Source organism: Kitasatospora sp. NPDC089797 (genome assembly GCF_040684795.1).
In the GTDB taxonomy this organism is placed as follows: domain Bacteria; phylum Actinomycetota; class Actinomycetes; order Streptomycetales; family Streptomycetaceae; genus Kitasatospora.
The window spans coordinates 1-15,218 of sequence record NZ_JBFBGS010000096.1 but is presented as its reverse complement, the minus strand read 5'-3'; the positions used below and the strand labels follow the sequence as shown (position 1 = coordinate 15,218).

Sequence of the window (15,218 nt, the reverse complement as noted above, 5' to 3'; positions counted from 1 at the left end):
GGAGTGGGACCCGCGGCTCAAGCGCCAGGTCGGCAACTTCCCGCAGGCCTTCAGCCACGTCCCGCTGATCGACACCGCCCTGCGGCTGACCGCCTGCGGCGCCGCCTACCTGTCCGCCCAGCCGGAGGGCCCGGCCGCCGACCGGACCGCGGACCGGGCCGAGCAGGTGACGGTCTAGCCGGACCGGGCCCGGCCGGGCTCAGCCGCGCTGCACCAACTCGTCGTAGGTGCTGAGCACCTGGGCGACGGTGGCGGCCTCGTCCGGCCAGGTCTCGGCCTGCTGCCGGCCGGCCGCCACCAGCTGCTCGCGGCGGGCCGGGTCCGCGAGCACCCCGTGCACCGCGCGCCCGAGCGCCGCCGGATCGCCGGGCGGCACCAGCACGGCGGCGTCGCCGACCAGTTCGGGGATGCCGCCGACGGCGGTGGCGACCACCGGCACGCCGGCCCGCATCGCCTCCTGGACCACCAGCGAGCGGGCCTCCCAACGGCTGGAGACCACCACCACGTCGGCGGCGGCCAGGAGGTCCGGCACGTCGGTGCGGTAGCCGAGCAGACGCACCGGCAGCTTCTCGGCGGCCACCCGCTCGCGCAGCGGGCCCGCCTCCGGGCCGTCCCCGGCGAGCAGCAGCAGCGGCTCCGGGTCCAGCCCGGCCAGCTCGCCGGTGGCGTCCAGCAGCAGCCCGAAGGCCTTCTGCGGGACGAGCCGGCCGACCGCCAGCACCAGCGGACGGTCCGGGCCGTCGCCGAGCAGCGCGGCCCGCGCCTCGGCCCGGGCGAGTCGGCCCTCGGGCATCGGCGGGGCGGCGACCGGGCCCAGCCGGGCGTCGGTGGCGCCCAGTTCACGGGCCCGGGCGACCAGGTCGGAGGAGGCGCCGAGGACGAGGTCGGCGGCGCGCGCCACCCGGCGCTCCATCAGCCGCTGCAGCCGCCGCTCCATGCCGGTGGCCAGCAGCGCGTGGTGCGAGGTGACCACCAACGGGGTCTCCGGGCGCAGGCCCGGGAAACGGCCGGCGGTGCGCAGCGCGAGGTCGGACAGAAGCCCGGCGCGCAGCCCGTGGGCGTGCACCACGTCGGCGCCGGTGAAGGCCCGGCGCAGCTCGCCGATCGCGGTGGCGTCGCTGCGGGCGCCCGCGGTCGGGGTGATGTCGACGGTGTGGAACCGCGCGCCGGTCCGGGAGAACCCGAACAGCGCGTCCGTACCCGCCGGCGCGCAGACCGTGACGGTCACCCCGTGCGCGACCAGGCCCTGGGCCAGGGAGCGCACGTGCGCACCGATGCCGCCGGTGCTGGCGGCCAGGACGAGCACCACGTGCAGCTGCCCCGGTTCCGGGGCGGCCGCGGTGGCCCGGGCGGCGGAATGGTCCACGTCGTCTCGCATCCGACTCGATCAGGTTCGCGCACCGCTTCGCGAGGATTGCCCGCCCGGCGGCGCTCGGGACTGGAAAGCCAGTGTCCAGCGGCCACCATGCCAGGTCGGCGGCCCTCTTGGACAGTCGGCGCCACGGGGGCGCGTCACCGTCCTGCGGGGAGGGCCGCCGGCTCCCGGCTACCGGTGGCGGGGTGCCCGGGCGGCGGCCAGCAACTCCTCGGCGTGGGCCCGGCCCAGCTCCGAGTCCTCCAGGCCGGCCAGCATCCGGGAGAGTTCGCGCACCCGCTCCTCGTCGTTCAACACCTTGACGCCGGAGCGGGTCACGGTGCCGTCGTTGGTCTTCTCCACCACCAGGTGCCGGTCCGCGAACGCGGCGACCTGCGGGAGGTGGGTGACCACCACGACCTGGGCGGACTCGGCCAGCTTGGCCAGCCGGCGGCCGATCTCGACCGCGGCCTTGCCGCCGACGCCCGCGTCCACCTCGTCGAACAGGTAGGTGGGGACGGGATCGGCCCCCGCGAAGACCACCTCGACGGCGAGCATCACCCGGGACAGCTCACCGCCGGAGGCGCCCTTGGCGATCGGGCGCGGCTGGGCGCCCGGGTGCGGGGCGAGCAGCACCTCGACCTCGTCCACGCCGTGCGGCCCGTACGCGACGGTGCGGCCGTCCAGCTCGATGCCGGCCAGGTCGTCGACCCGGCTGATCGCGAAGGTCACCCGGGCGTGCGGCATGGCGAGTTCGGCGAGTTCGGCGGAGACGGCCTCGGCGAAGCGTCCGGCGGCGGCCTGCCGGGCGGCCGACACCTCGGCCGCGAGCTCGGCCAACTCGGCCCGCAGCTCGGTCTCCTGGGCGCCGAGCCGGTCGATCCGGTCGTCGTCGCCGTCGAGCTCGGCGAGCCGGGCGGATCCGGCCTCGGCCCAGGCGATCACCTCGGCGAGGGTGTTCTCCTCGCCGCCGTACTTGCGCAGCAGCTGGGCCAGCACGGCCCGGCGGTCCTCGACGGCGGCCAGCCGGACCGGATCGGCGTCCAGGTCGTCGGCGTAGCCGGCCAGGTCCCCGGCGACGTCGGTCAGCAGGTAGCCGACCTCGTTCAGCCGGTCGGCGAGCGCGGCGAGGCGCTCGTCGTGGTGGCGCACGGCGTCCAGGGCCCGCCGGGACTGGGCGAGCAGGGTGCCCGCGTCCAGGGCCTCCGGGTCGGCCGGGTCGCCGGCCAGGGCCGCGTGGGCGAGGGTCGCCGCGGAGGACAGCGCGTCGGCGTGGCCGAGCCGCTCGGCCTCGGCGGCCAGCTCGACGTCCTCGCCGGCCACCGGCTCGGCGGCGGCGATCTCGTCCAGGCCGAAGCGCAGCAGGTCGGCCTCCTGGGCCCGCTCGCGGGCCCGGGTGGTCAGCTCCTCCAGGGTGGCCGCGACCTCCCGCAGGGCGCGGTAGGTCTCCCGGTAGCGGACCAACGGCTCGGCCACCGTCCCGCCCGCGTAGCGGTCCAGCGCGCCGCGCTGGCGGGCCGGGCGCAGCAGCCGCTGCTGGTCGGTCTGGCCGTGCACGGCGATCAGGTCCTCGCCGAGCTCGGTGAGCAGCCCGACCGGAACGGCCCGCCCGCCGACGTACGCCCGGGACCGGCCCTCGGCGGACACCGTCCGGCTGACCAGCAGCGCTCCGTCGTCCAGTTCGGCCCCGGCCTCGGCGGCACGGGCCGCCACCGGGGAGCCGGCCGGCAGCTCCAGCCGGCCCTCCACCACGGCGCGCCCGGCGCCGTGGCGGACCAGACCGGGGTCGGCGCGTCCGCCGAGCAGCAGGCCGAGGCTGGTCACCACCATGGTCTTGCCGGCGCCGGTCTCCCCGGTCACGGCGGTGAAGCCGGGGGCGAGCTCGACCACCGCGTCGTCGATGACCCCAAGATCCCGTATCCGCATCTCGTCCAACACGGAGACGACCTTACGAGGTTCCGCCCCCGGAGCGCGACGAGCGGCAACGGCGCGCGGCAACTCCGTGCCGCCGAGTTCACCCGTTCCGGGAGGTCCGGGCGGCGGTGGGCACGGTGCACCACGGCAGGAAGAGCTGCACCAGGGGGCCGATGAGCAGCGCGTACACCACCGTGCCGACCCCGGCGGTGCCGCCGAGCACGAACCCGGCCGCCAGCACGGTGACCTCGATGCCGGTCCGGATCAGCCGCAGCGAGCGCCCGGTGCGCCGGTGCAGGCCGGTCATCAGGCCGTCCCGCGGGCCGGGGCCGAGCCGGGCGCCGATGTACAGGCCCGAGGCCAGGCCGTTGAGCAGCACCGCGGCGGCCATCAGCGCGATCCGGGCGGGCAGGCCGTGCGGGCCGTCGACCAGCCGCAGGGTGAGGTCCATCGCGGCGCCGATCACCAGCACGTTGGCCACGGTGCCGACCCCCGGACGCTGACACAGCGGGATCCACAGCAGCAGGACCAGGGCGCCGCAGATCGTCACCCAGGCGCCCACGCTCAGGCCGAGCACCCGTTGCAGGCCCTGGTGGAAGACGTCCCAGGGGTCCAGGCCGAGGCCGGAGCGGAGCATCAGCGCCATGCTCGCCCCGTACAGGGCCAGGCCGACGGCGAGCTGCGGGAGCCGGCGCCCCAGAGCGTGGGTGTCGCCGAGAAGCCGGACGGCGGGGCCGGGACGCGGTGCGACGGCGGGCGGGCTCGTGGGGGCGGTGGTGGGTGCGGTCGTGACGGCCACTGCTGCTCCTGCGGGTGGTGCTGCACCGCCGGGTCGCCCCGACGGTGGCGGACTCGGCGGCCGCCCTGCCATGATGAGCGGGCCAATAAAGCAATCGACAGGGCCAATCAGCGGCAAGTGGCCTGCCGAGCGAGCGAAGCGAGGTGGGCGCATGGGCGCCACGACCGACTGGCACACCACCGTCGCCCCGCCCACCCTGGCCCGGCTCCTCGCCACCGCCCGGCTCCCCGAACCGGCCACCGCCCGCCGGCCCGCCTACCGCACCCTCGCCGGGCAGATCCGGCTGCTGGTCACCGAGGGCCGGCTGCCGGTCGGCGCCCGGCTGCCCGCCGAACGCGAACTCGCCAGCGCCCTGGACCTCAGCCGCACCACCGTCGCCACCGCGTACGAGACCCTGCGCGGCGACGGCTACCTGCTCAGCCGCCGCGGCGCCGGCAGCTGGACCACCCTGCCCGAGGGCGCCCCGCCGCCCGGCGACGCCCTGCACCCCGTCCCGCCGGACGAACAGGGCCGGATCCTGGACCTCGGCGTCGCCGCCCTGCCCGCCCCGCAGCCCTGGCTCGGCCGGGCCGCCGCCCGGGCCGTCGACCTGCTGCCGCACTACGCCGCCGGACACGGCCACTACCCCACCGGCGTCCCGGTGCTGCGCGAGGCCGTCGCCCGCCGCTACACCGAGCGCGGACTGCCCACCACCCCCGACCAGATCCTGGTCACCACCGGCGCGATGGGCGGACTCCACCTCGTCCAGCGGGTCCTGGTCGGCCGCGGCGACCGGGTCGCCGTCGAGGCCCCCAGCTACGCCCACACCCTCCAGGCGCTGCGCCTCACCGGGGCCCGCCTGGTCCCCGTCCCGTACGCGTACGCACCGCAGCCCGCCTGGGACCTGGCGGAGTGGCAGCGGGTGCTGCGCGGGGCCGCCCCCAAGCTCGCGTACGTCATCCCGGACTTCCACAACCCGACCGGCGCGCTGATCGACGAGGAGCAGCGCCGCGGGCTGCTGGCCGCCGCCCGGGCGGTCGGGAGCATCGTGCTGGTGGACGAGACCACCGCCGAACTCGGCTGGGGCGTACCGGAGTCCACGCCGCTGCCGCGCCCGGTGGCGGCCCTGGACCGGGCCGCCCAGGTGGTCACCGTCGGCTCGGCCGGCAAGCTGCTCTGGGGCGGCCTGCGGATCGGCTGGGTGCGGGCCGCGCCCGCGCTGGTCCGGCGGCTGGCCACCGAGCGGGTCTACAGCGACGTCGGCACCCCGGTGCTCGACCAGCTGATCGCCGCCGAACTGCTCGGCGAGCCGCTGCCCGCCGTCCGCGCCCACCAGCTGGACCGGCTGCGGGCCACCGCGCACGCCTTCGCCGCCGCGCTGCCCGAGCGGCTGCCCGACTGGGACGTCACCCTGCCGCCCGGCGGCCTGGCCCTCTGGGTCGCCACCGGCGGACTGTCCGGCGCGGCGCTGGCCCGGGCCGGGGAGCACGCCGGGATCCGGATCGCCGCGGGCAACCGGTTCGGCTCGGACGGCGCCTTCGAGCACCACATCCGGATACCGCTCACGGTGCCCGCCGCGGCCGTCCCCGCCGCCGTCGAACGGCTGGCCGCGCTGGCCGCCCGCGCGGCGGCGGGCGGCCGGCTGGGCCCGACCGACGAGGGTCAGGCCCTGGCGGTCTGACGCCCCGTCGGAACCGCGGGGGTCAGCAGTCGGTGTTCGAGCGCCCGCGCCAACCCGTCACCGGGAGCGCGAACTTGGCCACCAGCCGGTCGGTGAACGGCGCCCGGTGCAGCCGTGCCAGCCGCACCGGCGTCTGCCCCCGGCGCACCTCCACCCGAGCGCCCGCGGGCAGTTCGACCGAACGCCGGCCGTCGCACCAGAGCACCCCGTGCGGGGTCTTGGGCTGCACCTCGACGGCCAGCACCGAGTCCGGCGAGGTCACCAGCGGCCGGGCGAACAGCGCGTGCGCGGAGATCGGCACCATCAGCAGCGCCTCCACCTCCGGCCACACCACCGGCCCGCCGCCCGAGAAGGCGTACGCGGTCGAACCGGTCGGCGTCGCGCAGACCACCCCGTCGCAGCCGAAGTTGGAGACCGGGCGGCCGTCCACCTCGGTCACCACCTCCAACATCCGCTCCCGGGAGGCCTTCTCGATCGACGCCTCGTTCAACGCCCAGTCCTGGTGCACCACATCGCCGTTGGTGCGGACGATGACGTCGAGCGTCATCCGCTCCTCGACCTCGTAGTCGGCGTCCACCACCCGCTCGACCACCACGGCCAGGTCGTCCCGCTCGGCCTCGGCCAGGAAGCCGACCCGGCCGAGGTTGATCCCCAGCATCGGCAGCCCGTGCGAGCGTGCCAGCTCCGCGCCGCGCAGCAGCGTGCCGTCACCACCGGCGACCAGGATCAGCTCGCAGCCGTCCGCCGCCCCGGGCCCCTCCGCCACCTTCTCGACCCCGTCCGGCAGGTCGAGGTCCACCGCCTCGGCCTCCAGCAGCCTGATCCGGAGCCCCGCCTTCAGCAGCCCGTGCACCAAGCTCTCGACACTGCGCAGCGCCGTCTCCCGGCCGGTGTGCGCGATCAGGAAGACCGTGCGTTCTTCGTCGCTCATGCCGCTGCCCTCTCCCTACGCCCGCCGGGTCGCCCTTGGCCCGGTGCGTCCGCGCCATCCAGCATGACGGGCCGGACGCTCGCAGAGCACCCTATCGGGGCCCTTCCGCCACGGCCCGGTCCGCCTCCGCGGGGTCCAGCTGCGGGGCGTCCCGGCGCATCCAGAGGAAGTACTCGACGTTCCCCGACGGCCCCGGCAGCGGGCTCGCGGTGACCGCGCGCACGCCCAGTCCGAGGCCCCAGGCCTGCCCGGCCACCTGCCGCACCATCTCGGCCCGCAGCTGCGGACTGCGCACCACCCCGCCGCTGCCGAGGCGCTCCTTGCCGATCTCGAACTGCGGCTTGACCATCAGCACCAGGTCGGCGTCCGGGGCCGCGCAGGCGGCCAGGGCCGGCAGCACCAGACCGAGCGAGATGAAGGACAGGTCGCCGACCACCAGGTCGACGGGGGTGCCGCCGATCGACTCCGGGGTCAGCTCGCGGACGTTGGTGCGGTCCATCACCGTCACCCGCTCGTCGCTCTGCAGCGACCAGGCGAGCTGCCCGTAGCCGACGTCCACCGCCAGCACGTGGGCGGCCCCGGCGCGCAGCAGCACGTCGGTGAAGCCGCCGGTGGAGGCGCCCGCGTCCAGCGCCCGGCGGCCCTCGACCACCAGGCCCTGCGGCACGAAGGCCGCGAACGCCCCGGCGAGCTTGTGCCCGCCGCGCGAGACGTAGTCGGGGTCGTTGTCGTCCTTGGCCACCACGACGGCCGCCGAGGTCTCCACCTGGGTGGCCGGCTTGGTCGCGGTGGTGCCGCCGACGGTCACCCGCCCGGCCGCGATCAGTTCGGTCGCGTGCTCACGCGACCGGGCCAGCTTGCGGCGGACCAGCTCCGCGTCGAGTCGGCGTCGTGCCACTGCCACTGGTGCTTCAGCTCCTACGGGTCCTGCGGATCATTCCTGGTCGAGCGCGGCCAGCGTGTCGGCGAGCCGCTGGTGAACATCTTCGTACACCGCGACGTGTGCCTCGGCCGGGACCCCGTCCAGAGCCTCCAGCCGGGCCAGCCCGGCGTCCACCCCGGGGTGCCCGGTGGGGAGCAGTTCGACGCCGAGCGGCTCGGCCTGCCCGAGGGCCCCGAGCGCCCCGAGCGCCGCCACGGCGGTGGCGGCGGTGGCCGGCTCCGTCGCCGGGCCCGGCTCACTCGCCCCGGACATCGGGCCCCTCGGGGTTCTCGGACTTCGCGGGCTTCGTGGGCTTCTTCGTGCTGGTGGCCTTGCGGACGGTGGTCTTCCTGGTCGCCGTGCGCTTGGCGGCCGCCCCGGGTTCGGCGCCGTTCGGCTTCCGCCGCGCGGCGCCCTCGGCGGTCGACTTCTTGGCCACGGTGGTCTTCTTGGTCGCCGCCTTCTTGCCGACGGCCTTCTTCGCCGCCGCCTTCTTCGCCGCGGCGTTCTTCGCCGGGGACTTCTTCACCCCCGCCGGACCCACCGGCGGATCGAACTCGACCGGCTCGTCCACCTCCACCCGCTCGGCCACTATCGGCTCGGCCGCCACCGGCTCGTCCTCGAACTCCCAACCGCGCCCGAACAGGTCGTCCGCCCGGGGCGCCGGGACCGGCTGCTCCGCCGGGTACGGATCCGCCGCGCGCCCCGCCCCGGCCGGCTCCTCCTCGACCTCGCGCAGCTTGCTCTCCAGGTACGCCAGCACCACGCCGACCTTGGTGACCTGGTCGCCGACCCGCTCGAAGGCCTTCTCCACCTCGTTGCGCGCCACCCCGACCGCCAGGTCCACCCCGGCCCGCCCGGCGGTGACCGCCTCCTCGGCCAGGGTCTGCAGGGTCTGCGCCGACGGGGGGAACTGCCCGCCCAGCCTGCGCTCGACCCCGGCCACGTCGACGCCGGTCCTCTCCAGGATCGCGGCCGCCGTGTCGACGACCCGCTTGCCGACCTCCTCGACCACCACGGCGGCGGCCGCCACCGCTCCCCGCACCGTCCTCGGCAGCATCCGGGTGCCTCCTCCGCGCCTGCGCGCGCCTCGCTCCGTCGCCCACGGCACCCGGGCGATTCCGGGCACCCCACCGACGACGCTACCGCCAAAACCCGCCTGAGGTACCGTGGCCCGGCAGTCCGCACCGTAGTGACCTGGGGATGGAGCGAGCGCCATGGCGAACGCCGAGGAGTGCCGGGAGGCACTGGAGCAGCTCAGCCGGAACATGGCGAAGTCCACCGGGGACGTCCGGCAGGCCGCCGCCCTCGACCGCTCGCTCAGCTGCCGGATCACCGACCTGGACCTGACCTTCACCGGTCAGCTGCGCGACGGCCGGATCCAGGACGTCGTCGCCGCCCCCGGCGCACCCGCCGAGAAGGCGGCGATCCGGCTCACCATGGCCAGCGACGACCTGGTCGCCCTGGTCGGCGGCGAGCTCAACTTCGCCGCCGCCTGGGCGAGCGGCCGGGTCCGGCTGGAGGCCGGCTTCCGCGACCTGCTGCGGCTGCGCACCCTGCTCTGACCCGCCCCGGCCCGCTCTGCCTGCCCGGGCGCCGGGTCGTACGTCAGCTCCGGACGGCCGTCCAGCACATCACTCCGAGACGGACGTCCCGCACGGATGTCCCGGACGGCCGTTCCGGCAATTCCGGTGGCCCCGGTCGTTCCGGTCGGCTCAGAAGCCGAGCTCGGCCAGCGCCTTCCGCCCGTCCGCCGGCCCGCCGTCCGCGTCCTGCGCCGTCCAGGCCGCCGCGCACAGCGCCCGCAGGCCGTCCCAGCGGTCCCCGGCACCGGACAGCCGCAGCACGCCGCCCTCCGCGACGGCCGTCCGGCCACCGCAGACGAAGCCGCCGCCCGCCGCCGTCACCTCAGGCTGCGGGACCAGCAGGGCACGCAGGTCCGCCGCCAGGTACGTCGGCCGGTGCTCGGCCGGGGCCGCCAGCAACTGCGCCGGGGTGGTGACGCCGGTGAACACCAGCAGGCTGTCCACCCCGCCGTTGAACGCGCCCTCGATGTCGGTGTCCAGCCGGTCCCCGACCACCAGCGGCCGCCGGGCACCGGTGCGCAGCACGGTCTCCCGGTGCATCGGCGGCAGCGGCTTGCCCGCCACCTCCGGGTCCACCCCGGCCGCCGCCCGGACCGCGGCCACCAGCGTCCCGTTGCCGGGGGCGATGCCGCGCGCCGTCGGCACCGTCAGGTCGGTGTTCGAGGCGACCCACGGCAGCCCCGCGCGCACCGCGTACGCGGCCTCCGCCAGCTGCGGCCAGCCCACCGAGGGATCGAAGCCCTGCACCACCGCGAGCGGCTCCTCGGCCAGCGAGCGGACCGCGACCAGCCCGCGCTCGGCCAGCGCCTCTTCCAGCCCCAGGCCGCCCACGACCAGCACCTTCGCCCCGGCCGGCACCTTCTCGGCGACCACCCGGGCGGCCGCCTGGGCCGAGTTGATCACGTCCGTCGGCTCGGCGGGCACGCCCAGCTCGGTCAGGTGCTCGGCGACCACCCGCGGCGGGCGGGAGGCGTTGTTGGTCACGTACGCGAGCCGCATCCCGGCACTGCGGGCGGCCGCCAGCGCGTCCACCGCGTGCTCGATCGCGTTCGGACCGGCGTAGACCACGCCGTCCAGGTCGAGCAGCGCCGTGTCGTACGCCTCGGTCAACGGGCGGTCGCTGCCGCCGGGGGCGGTCCGTCGCGCGGGGGTGGCCGTCTCGGTCATGCGTGCCCTACCTCATTCACTGCTGGTCCGTCTGCTCGTCCATGCCCGCCCGCTCAGGCGTCGTCGTTGACGCCGTCGGGCTCTCCCCCGAACTGCCCCGGCAGGCCCGCCCCCGGGTCCCGGGCCGCGCCCTTCCGGCCGCCCGGAACCTCCGGAACGCCCGAGGCACCCGGAACACCCGGCAACAGCGGGCCGAAGGCCCCGGCCCGGGCCGCCAGGGTCGCCCGGGTCTGCCGCAGCGCCGCGCGGTAGTGGTCGGTCTCCGGCCGCATGGCCACGGCCAGCGCCAGGTGCTCGGCGGACGTCTCGAAGTCGCCCAGCCGGGCTGCCGAGACGCCCCACCCGAACTGAGCGTAGTCGTCCGAGGGATCGGCCAGCGCCACGGCCCGGAAGTTCTCCAGCGCCGCCGCGTACGAACCGGCGTCGAACTGGGCCCGGGCCAGCGCCTCCCGGATGCTGCGCGAGTGCGGCTCGGCCTCCGCCGCCCGGGCGAGCAACTGCTGGGCCGCCGCCGGATGCCCCTGGGCCAGCAGGTTCGCACCGCGGCGGAACCAGTCGTAGACGTCCCCGGCGGGATCCCCGGGTCTCCCCTGGGCCGGGACGCCCCCCGTGGACACGCGCTCACCCGGCGCGCCGCCGTCCGGCCGTTCCTGCCCGTCGTCCATGCCGTCCCTCGCCCTCGGTCGCACACCCGTCCGAGCGTTCGGCACGGGCATTCCGATCTCTCAACAACGCGTACCCGGTTACGATGCCCAGAATGAGCACACCCAGTGCAGAAGACGGAGTCGAGACTCCCGTGGGCGGCCCCGGTGATCCCGGGCACGTCGCCACCGCAGGCCTGTCCCTGTCCCCCTTCCGTGGCCTGCGCTACGTCCCCGACCGGGTCGGCGCACTGGCCGCGGTGATGTCCCCGCCCTACGACGTCGTCGACCCGGGCCGCCGGCTCGACCTGGAGACCGCCGACCCGCACAACGTGGTCCGGCTGATCCTGCCCCGCCCCGAGCCCGAGGACGCCGGTGACCGCCCCGACCGCGACACCAAGTACCGGCACGCCGCCCGGCTGCTGGCCGCCTGGCAGCGCGAGGGCGTCCTCGCCGCCGACCCGGAGCCGGCGATCTACGTCTACGAGCAGCGCGTCCCCGGCACCGGTGACTCCCCCGAACTGCTCCAGCGCGGGCTGATCGGCGCCCTCGCGGTCAGCGGCCCCGAGGCCGGCGTCGTCCTCCCGCACGAGGACGTGATGCCCCGGCCGGTCGCCGACCGGGTCGGCCTGATGCGCACCACCCGGGCCAACCTCGAACCGCTGCTGCTCACCTACCGGGGCAACGGCGGCGCCTCCGGCGTCATCGAGCGGACCGTCGAGCGCGAGCCGCTGCTCTCCACCGCCACCAGCGACGGCACCCACCACCGCTTGTGGGCGGTCACCGACCCCACCGACCTGGCCGGGATCAGCCGCGACCTGGCCACCTGCCGGGCCCTGATCGCCGACGGCCACCACCGCTGGGAGATGTACCTGCGGCTCCAGCGCGAACACCGCCACCTGCCGCGCAGCCCGTGGGACCGCGGCATGGTGCTGCTGGTGGACACCGCCCGCTACCCGCTGCGGGTCCGGGCGATCCACCGCGTGCTGTACCGGCTGCCGGTCGCCGAGGCGCTGGAGAAGCTCGGCGACCAGTGGCAGGTCAAGGAGGTCCCCGGACCGCTGACCGCCGCGCTCCAGGCCCTCGCGGAGCAGAAGCGGCACGGCGGCAACGGCTTCGTCCTCACCGGCGGCGACGGCGTCTACTGGCTGCTCGGCGAGCCCGAGGAGGCCCTGCTGGACGCGACCGTCCCGCACGACCGTCCCGAGGAGTGGCGCCACCTGGACGCCACCGTGCTGCACGCCACCCTGCTGGACCGCACCTGGCACGTCCCGGACGGCCCCGACGACATCGGCTACCTGCACACCGCCGCGGCCGCCGAGCGCGAGGCCGCCCGCAGCGGCGGGACCGCCGTCCTGCTGCACCCGGTGCGGGAGAGCGTGGTGCGGCGCCTGGCCGAACAGGGCGTCACCATGCCACGCAAGTCCACCTCGTTCGGGCCGAAGCCGGCCACCGGTCTGGTGCTGCGCAGCCTCCCGCTCGGGTAGCCGGGGCCCCGGACGCCGTGAGGCCCTGCCGAAACCCCTCGGGGGTTCGGCAGGGCCTCACGGCGTTTCAGGGCGCTCAGCCGCGGGCGTCGCCCTCGGCCTCGGCGGCCTTCTCACCCTCGACGGCCTTGTCGGCCTTGTCGGCCTTGTCGGCCTTGTCGGCCTTGTCGGCCTTGTCGGCCTCGGCGCGCGCAGGCACCACGCCGTCGAACTCCTCGTCGATCTCGAGGTCGTCCTCGTCGTAGTACTCCTCGACGTCCTCCTCGTCCTCGAAGATCACACGGTCCTCGGAGTTGTCGGCGACGCGCTTCTTCGCCGGGGCCTCGGCCTGCTCGGCGTCGTCCTCGGCCAGCTCCGGGTCGAGGGCGTCGGTGAACTCCACGCCGTCGATCTCGGCCAGGCGCTCGGCGGCGTTGGTCGAGCCGTCGGTGTCGGCCTCGGCCGCCTTGGCGAACCACTCACGGGCCTCGTCGGCACGGCCGGCCGCGATCAGCGCCTCGGCGTAGGCGTACCGCAGACGCGCGGTCCAGGAGTGCACGGCGTTGGAGGCCAGCTCCGGGCTCTGCAGGGTGACGACGGCCGCGTCGAACTGCTCCATGTCACCGCGGGCACCGGCCGCGACCAGGCGCATCTCGACCTGACCGGCCTTGTCCAGCTGCTTGACCTCGGGCTCGCCGGCCATCGCCAGCGCCCGCTCCGGGCGGCCCAGACCGCGCTCGCAGTCGGCCATCACGGGCCACAGGTCCGCACGGCCGGTCATCCGACGCGCGGCACGGAACTCGGTCAGCGCCTCGGAGTAACGCTGCGTCATGTACGAGGCGAACCCGGCCGCCTCACGGACGGCGGGGACACGGGACGCCAGCCGCAGCGCGACGCGCGAGTACTGGTACGCCTCCTCCGGCTCGCCGTCGAGCAGGCGGGCCACCATCACCAGGTTGCGGGCGACGTCGTCCGCGAGGGTCTTGGGCAGGCTCTTGAGCTCCTGGCGGACGTCCGCGTCCAGCTCGAAGCCGGTGACGTCCTCCGGGATCGGCAGGCGCTTGACGGGCTCGTAGTTGCCGCGGCGGTCGTCGTAGTCCCGGCGGCCGCGGTCGTCCCCGCGGTCGTCACGGTCGCGGTACGACGGGCGGTCGTCACGGCGGAAGCCGCCACGGTCGCCGCCACGGTCGCGGTTGAAGCCGCCACCCTGGGGACGGTCGTCACGACGGAAACCACCGCGCTCGCCACCACGGTCGCGGTTGAAGCCGCCACCCTGGGGACGGTCGTCACGACGGAAGCCGCCACGCTCGCCTCCACGGTCATCGCGGTCGCGGTGGAAGCTCTGCGGGCGGTCGTCACGGCGGAAGCCGCCACGGTCGCCACCGCGGTCGTCGCGGTTGAACCCGCCCGAGGGCCGGTCGTCGCGACGCGGACGGTCGTCACGGTCATCGCGGCGGAAGCCACCGGACGGGCGGTCGTCACGGCGGAAGCCGCCACCCTGGGGGCGGTCGTCACGACGGAAACCACCGCGCTCGCCACCACGGTCATCGCGGTTGAACCCACCGGACGGGCGGTCGTCACGGCGGAAGCCGCCACCCTGGGGGCGGTCGTCACGACGGAAACCACCGCGCTCGCCACCACGGTCGTCACGGTTGAACCCACCCGAGGGGCGGTCATCGCGGCGGAAGCCGCCACCCTGCGGACGGTCATCACGACGGAAACCACCACGGTCGCCACCACGGTCATCGCGGTTGAACCCACCGGACGGACGGTCGTCACGACGGAAGCCGCCACCCTGCGGACGGTCATCACGACGGAAACCACCACGGTCGCCACCACGGTCGTCACGGTTGAACCCACCCGACGGGCGGTCGTCGCGACGCGGACGGTCGTCACGGTCGTCACGACGGAAGCCACCGGACGGGCGGTCGTCACGGCGGAAGCCACCGCCCTGCGGACGGTCGTCACGGCGGAAGCCACCGCGCTCGCCGCCACGGTCGTCACGGTTGAACCCACCCGAGGGGCGGTCATCGCGGCGGAAGCCGCCACCCTGCGGACGGTCGTCACGACGGAAACCACCGCGCTCGCCACCACGGTCGTCACGGTTGAACCCACCCGAGGGGCGGTCATCGCGGCGGAAGCCGCCACCCTGCGGACGGTCGTCACGACGGAAATCACCGCGCTCGCCACCACGGTCGTCACGGTTGAACCCACCGGACGGACGGTCATCACGACGGAAGCCGCCACCCTGCGGACGGTCATCACGGCGGAAGCCGCCACGGTCGCCACCACGGTCATCGCGGTCGCGGTACGACGGACGGTCGTCGCGACGCGGACGGTCGTCACGATCGTCACGACGGAAGCCGCCACGGTCGTTGGACCAGCCCCCACGGGACCGGGGCTCGTTGCCTCGGCCGTCGTCCGATCGACGCTCGGGACGGCCCTCGGGCTGGTTCGACATCCTGGTGACTCCTTCTGCTGCTTCAGCTCCACCGCGGACCGAGCAACAGGTGCCCTCACGCGGTATCGGCGCCGGCCTCCTGGCCGCGCACCATCTCCATTGTCCGGCATGTCGGAAGCGTCCGCGCCTGGGCGGAAGTCCCGGCCTGCCGGCCTCGTACAAGTTCGCAAAACACAAAAAGGCCGCGGCCCCAGCGAATCGCTGGGGCCGCGGCCTTTGAATAATTGTTCGGCGGCGTCCTACTCTCCCACAGGGTCCCCCCTGCAGTACCATCGGCGCTGTGAGGCTTAGCTTCCGGGTTCGGAATGTAACCGGGC

13 protein-coding genes and 1 rRNA gene are annotated in these 15,218 nt (G+C 75.4%); 3 read left to right on the top strand and 11 right to left on the bottom strand.

All coding sequences use genetic code 11. The features are described 5' to 3' along the window. Positions 1-199 precede the first annotated feature (199 nt). The 3 genes from AB0O91_RS40560 to AB0O91_RS40550 form a co-directional block, all read right to left on the bottom strand. Positions 200-1,366 carry a glycosyltransferase family 4 protein gene (locus AB0O91_RS40560; RefSeq protein WP_363444388.1) on the bottom strand — a complete coding sequence of 389 codons (1,167 nt, stop codon included), beginning with the start codon at positions 1,364-1,366 and terminating at the stop codon, positions 200-202. Positions 1,367-1,546: 180 nt separating this feature from the next. Then, positions 1,547-3,280 carry a DNA repair protein RecN gene (recN, locus tag AB0O91_RS40555; protein ID WP_363444397.1) on the bottom strand — a complete coding sequence of 578 codons (1,734 nt, stop codon included), beginning with the start codon at positions 3,278-3,280 and terminating at the stop codon, positions 1,547-1,549. A gap of 88 nt (positions 3,281-3,368) precedes the next feature. After that, positions 3,369-3,968, bottom strand: a complete 600-nt coding sequence (locus AB0O91_RS40550) for a hypothetical protein (protein ID WP_363444394.1) — start codon at positions 3,966-3,968, stop codon at positions 3,369-3,371. Positions 3,969-4,218: 250 nt separating this feature from the next. Between AB0O91_RS40550 and AB0O91_RS40545 the strand changes: the two genes are divergently transcribed. Further along, a complete protein-coding gene (locus AB0O91_RS40545; protein ID WP_363444385.1) occupies positions 4,219-5,727 on the top strand; it encodes a PLP-dependent aminotransferase family protein in 1,509 nt (502 codons plus the stop codon). A 22-nt stretch (positions 5,728-5,749) separates the two neighbouring features. On the opposite strand, the gene AB0O91_RS40540 is transcribed toward AB0O91_RS40545, so the two are convergent. The 4 genes from AB0O91_RS40540 to AB0O91_RS40525 form a co-directional block, all read right to left on the bottom strand. Next, the gene (locus AB0O91_RS40540; protein WP_363444383.1) at positions 5,750-6,658 is read right to left on the bottom strand and encodes an NAD kinase; all 909 of its coding nucleotides are present in this window, start codon (positions 6,656-6,658) and stop codon (positions 5,750-5,752) included. 91 nt (positions 6,659-6,749) lie between these two features. Next, positions 6,750-7,556, bottom strand: a complete 807-nt coding sequence (locus tag AB0O91_RS40535) for a TlyA family RNA methyltransferase (protein WP_363444391.1) — start codon at positions 7,554-7,556, stop codon at positions 6,750-6,752. A gap of 36 nt (positions 7,557-7,592) precedes the next feature. Beyond that, on the bottom strand, positions 7,593-7,853 hold the full coding sequence (locus AB0O91_RS40530; protein WP_363444380.1) for a hypothetical protein: 261 nt from the start codon (positions 7,851-7,853) through the stop codon (positions 7,593-7,595). Further along, on the bottom strand, positions 7,837-8,640 hold the full coding sequence (locus AB0O91_RS40525; protein ID WP_363444377.1) for a hypothetical protein: 804 nt from the start codon (positions 8,638-8,640) through the stop codon (positions 7,837-7,839). Before AB0O91_RS40525 ends, AB0O91_RS40530 begins: the two co-directional genes overlap by 17 nt. A gap of 157 nt (positions 8,641-8,797) precedes the next feature. On the opposite strand from AB0O91_RS40525, the gene AB0O91_RS40520 reads away from it, so the two are divergent. After that, positions 8,798-9,145, top strand: a complete 348-nt coding sequence (locus tag AB0O91_RS40520; RefSeq protein ID WP_363444374.1) for an SCP2 sterol-binding domain-containing protein — start codon at positions 8,798-8,800, stop codon at positions 9,143-9,145. A gap of 150 nt (positions 9,146-9,295) precedes the next feature. On the opposite strand, the gene AB0O91_RS40515 is transcribed toward AB0O91_RS40520, so the two are convergent. Together AB0O91_RS40515 and AB0O91_RS40510 are read right to left on the bottom strand one after the other, a co-directional pair. Next, on the bottom strand, positions 9,296-10,333 hold the full coding sequence (locus AB0O91_RS40515; protein WP_363444371.1) for an HAD-IIA family hydrolase: 1,038 nt from the start codon (positions 10,331-10,333) through the stop codon (positions 9,296-9,298). A 53-nt stretch (positions 10,334-10,386) separates the two neighbouring features. Next, entirely contained in the window at positions 10,387-10,998 is a 612-nt protein-coding gene (locus AB0O91_RS40510) for a tetratricopeptide repeat protein (protein WP_363444368.1), read from the bottom strand. A 92-nt stretch (positions 10,999-11,090) separates the two neighbouring features. On the opposite strand from AB0O91_RS40510, the gene AB0O91_RS40505 reads away from it, so the two are divergent. Then, on the top strand, positions 11,091-12,461 hold the full coding sequence (locus AB0O91_RS40505; protein WP_363444365.1) for a DUF1015 domain-containing protein: 1,371 nt from the start codon (positions 11,091-11,093) through the stop codon (positions 12,459-12,461). Between the two features lie 76 nt (positions 12,462-12,537). Here the strand turns inward: AB0O91_RS40505 and AB0O91_RS40500 are convergent, their stop codons facing one another. Both AB0O91_RS40500 and rrf read right to left on the bottom strand, forming a co-directional pair. After that, positions 12,538-14,901, bottom strand: a complete 2,364-nt coding sequence (locus AB0O91_RS40500; RefSeq protein WP_363444362.1) for a hypothetical protein — start codon at positions 14,899-14,901, stop codon at positions 12,538-12,540. 226 nt (positions 14,902-15,127) lie between these two features. Continuing rightward, positions 15,128-15,218, bottom strand: a 5S ribosomal RNA gene (rrf, locus tag AB0O91_RS40495); the annotation flags it as partial.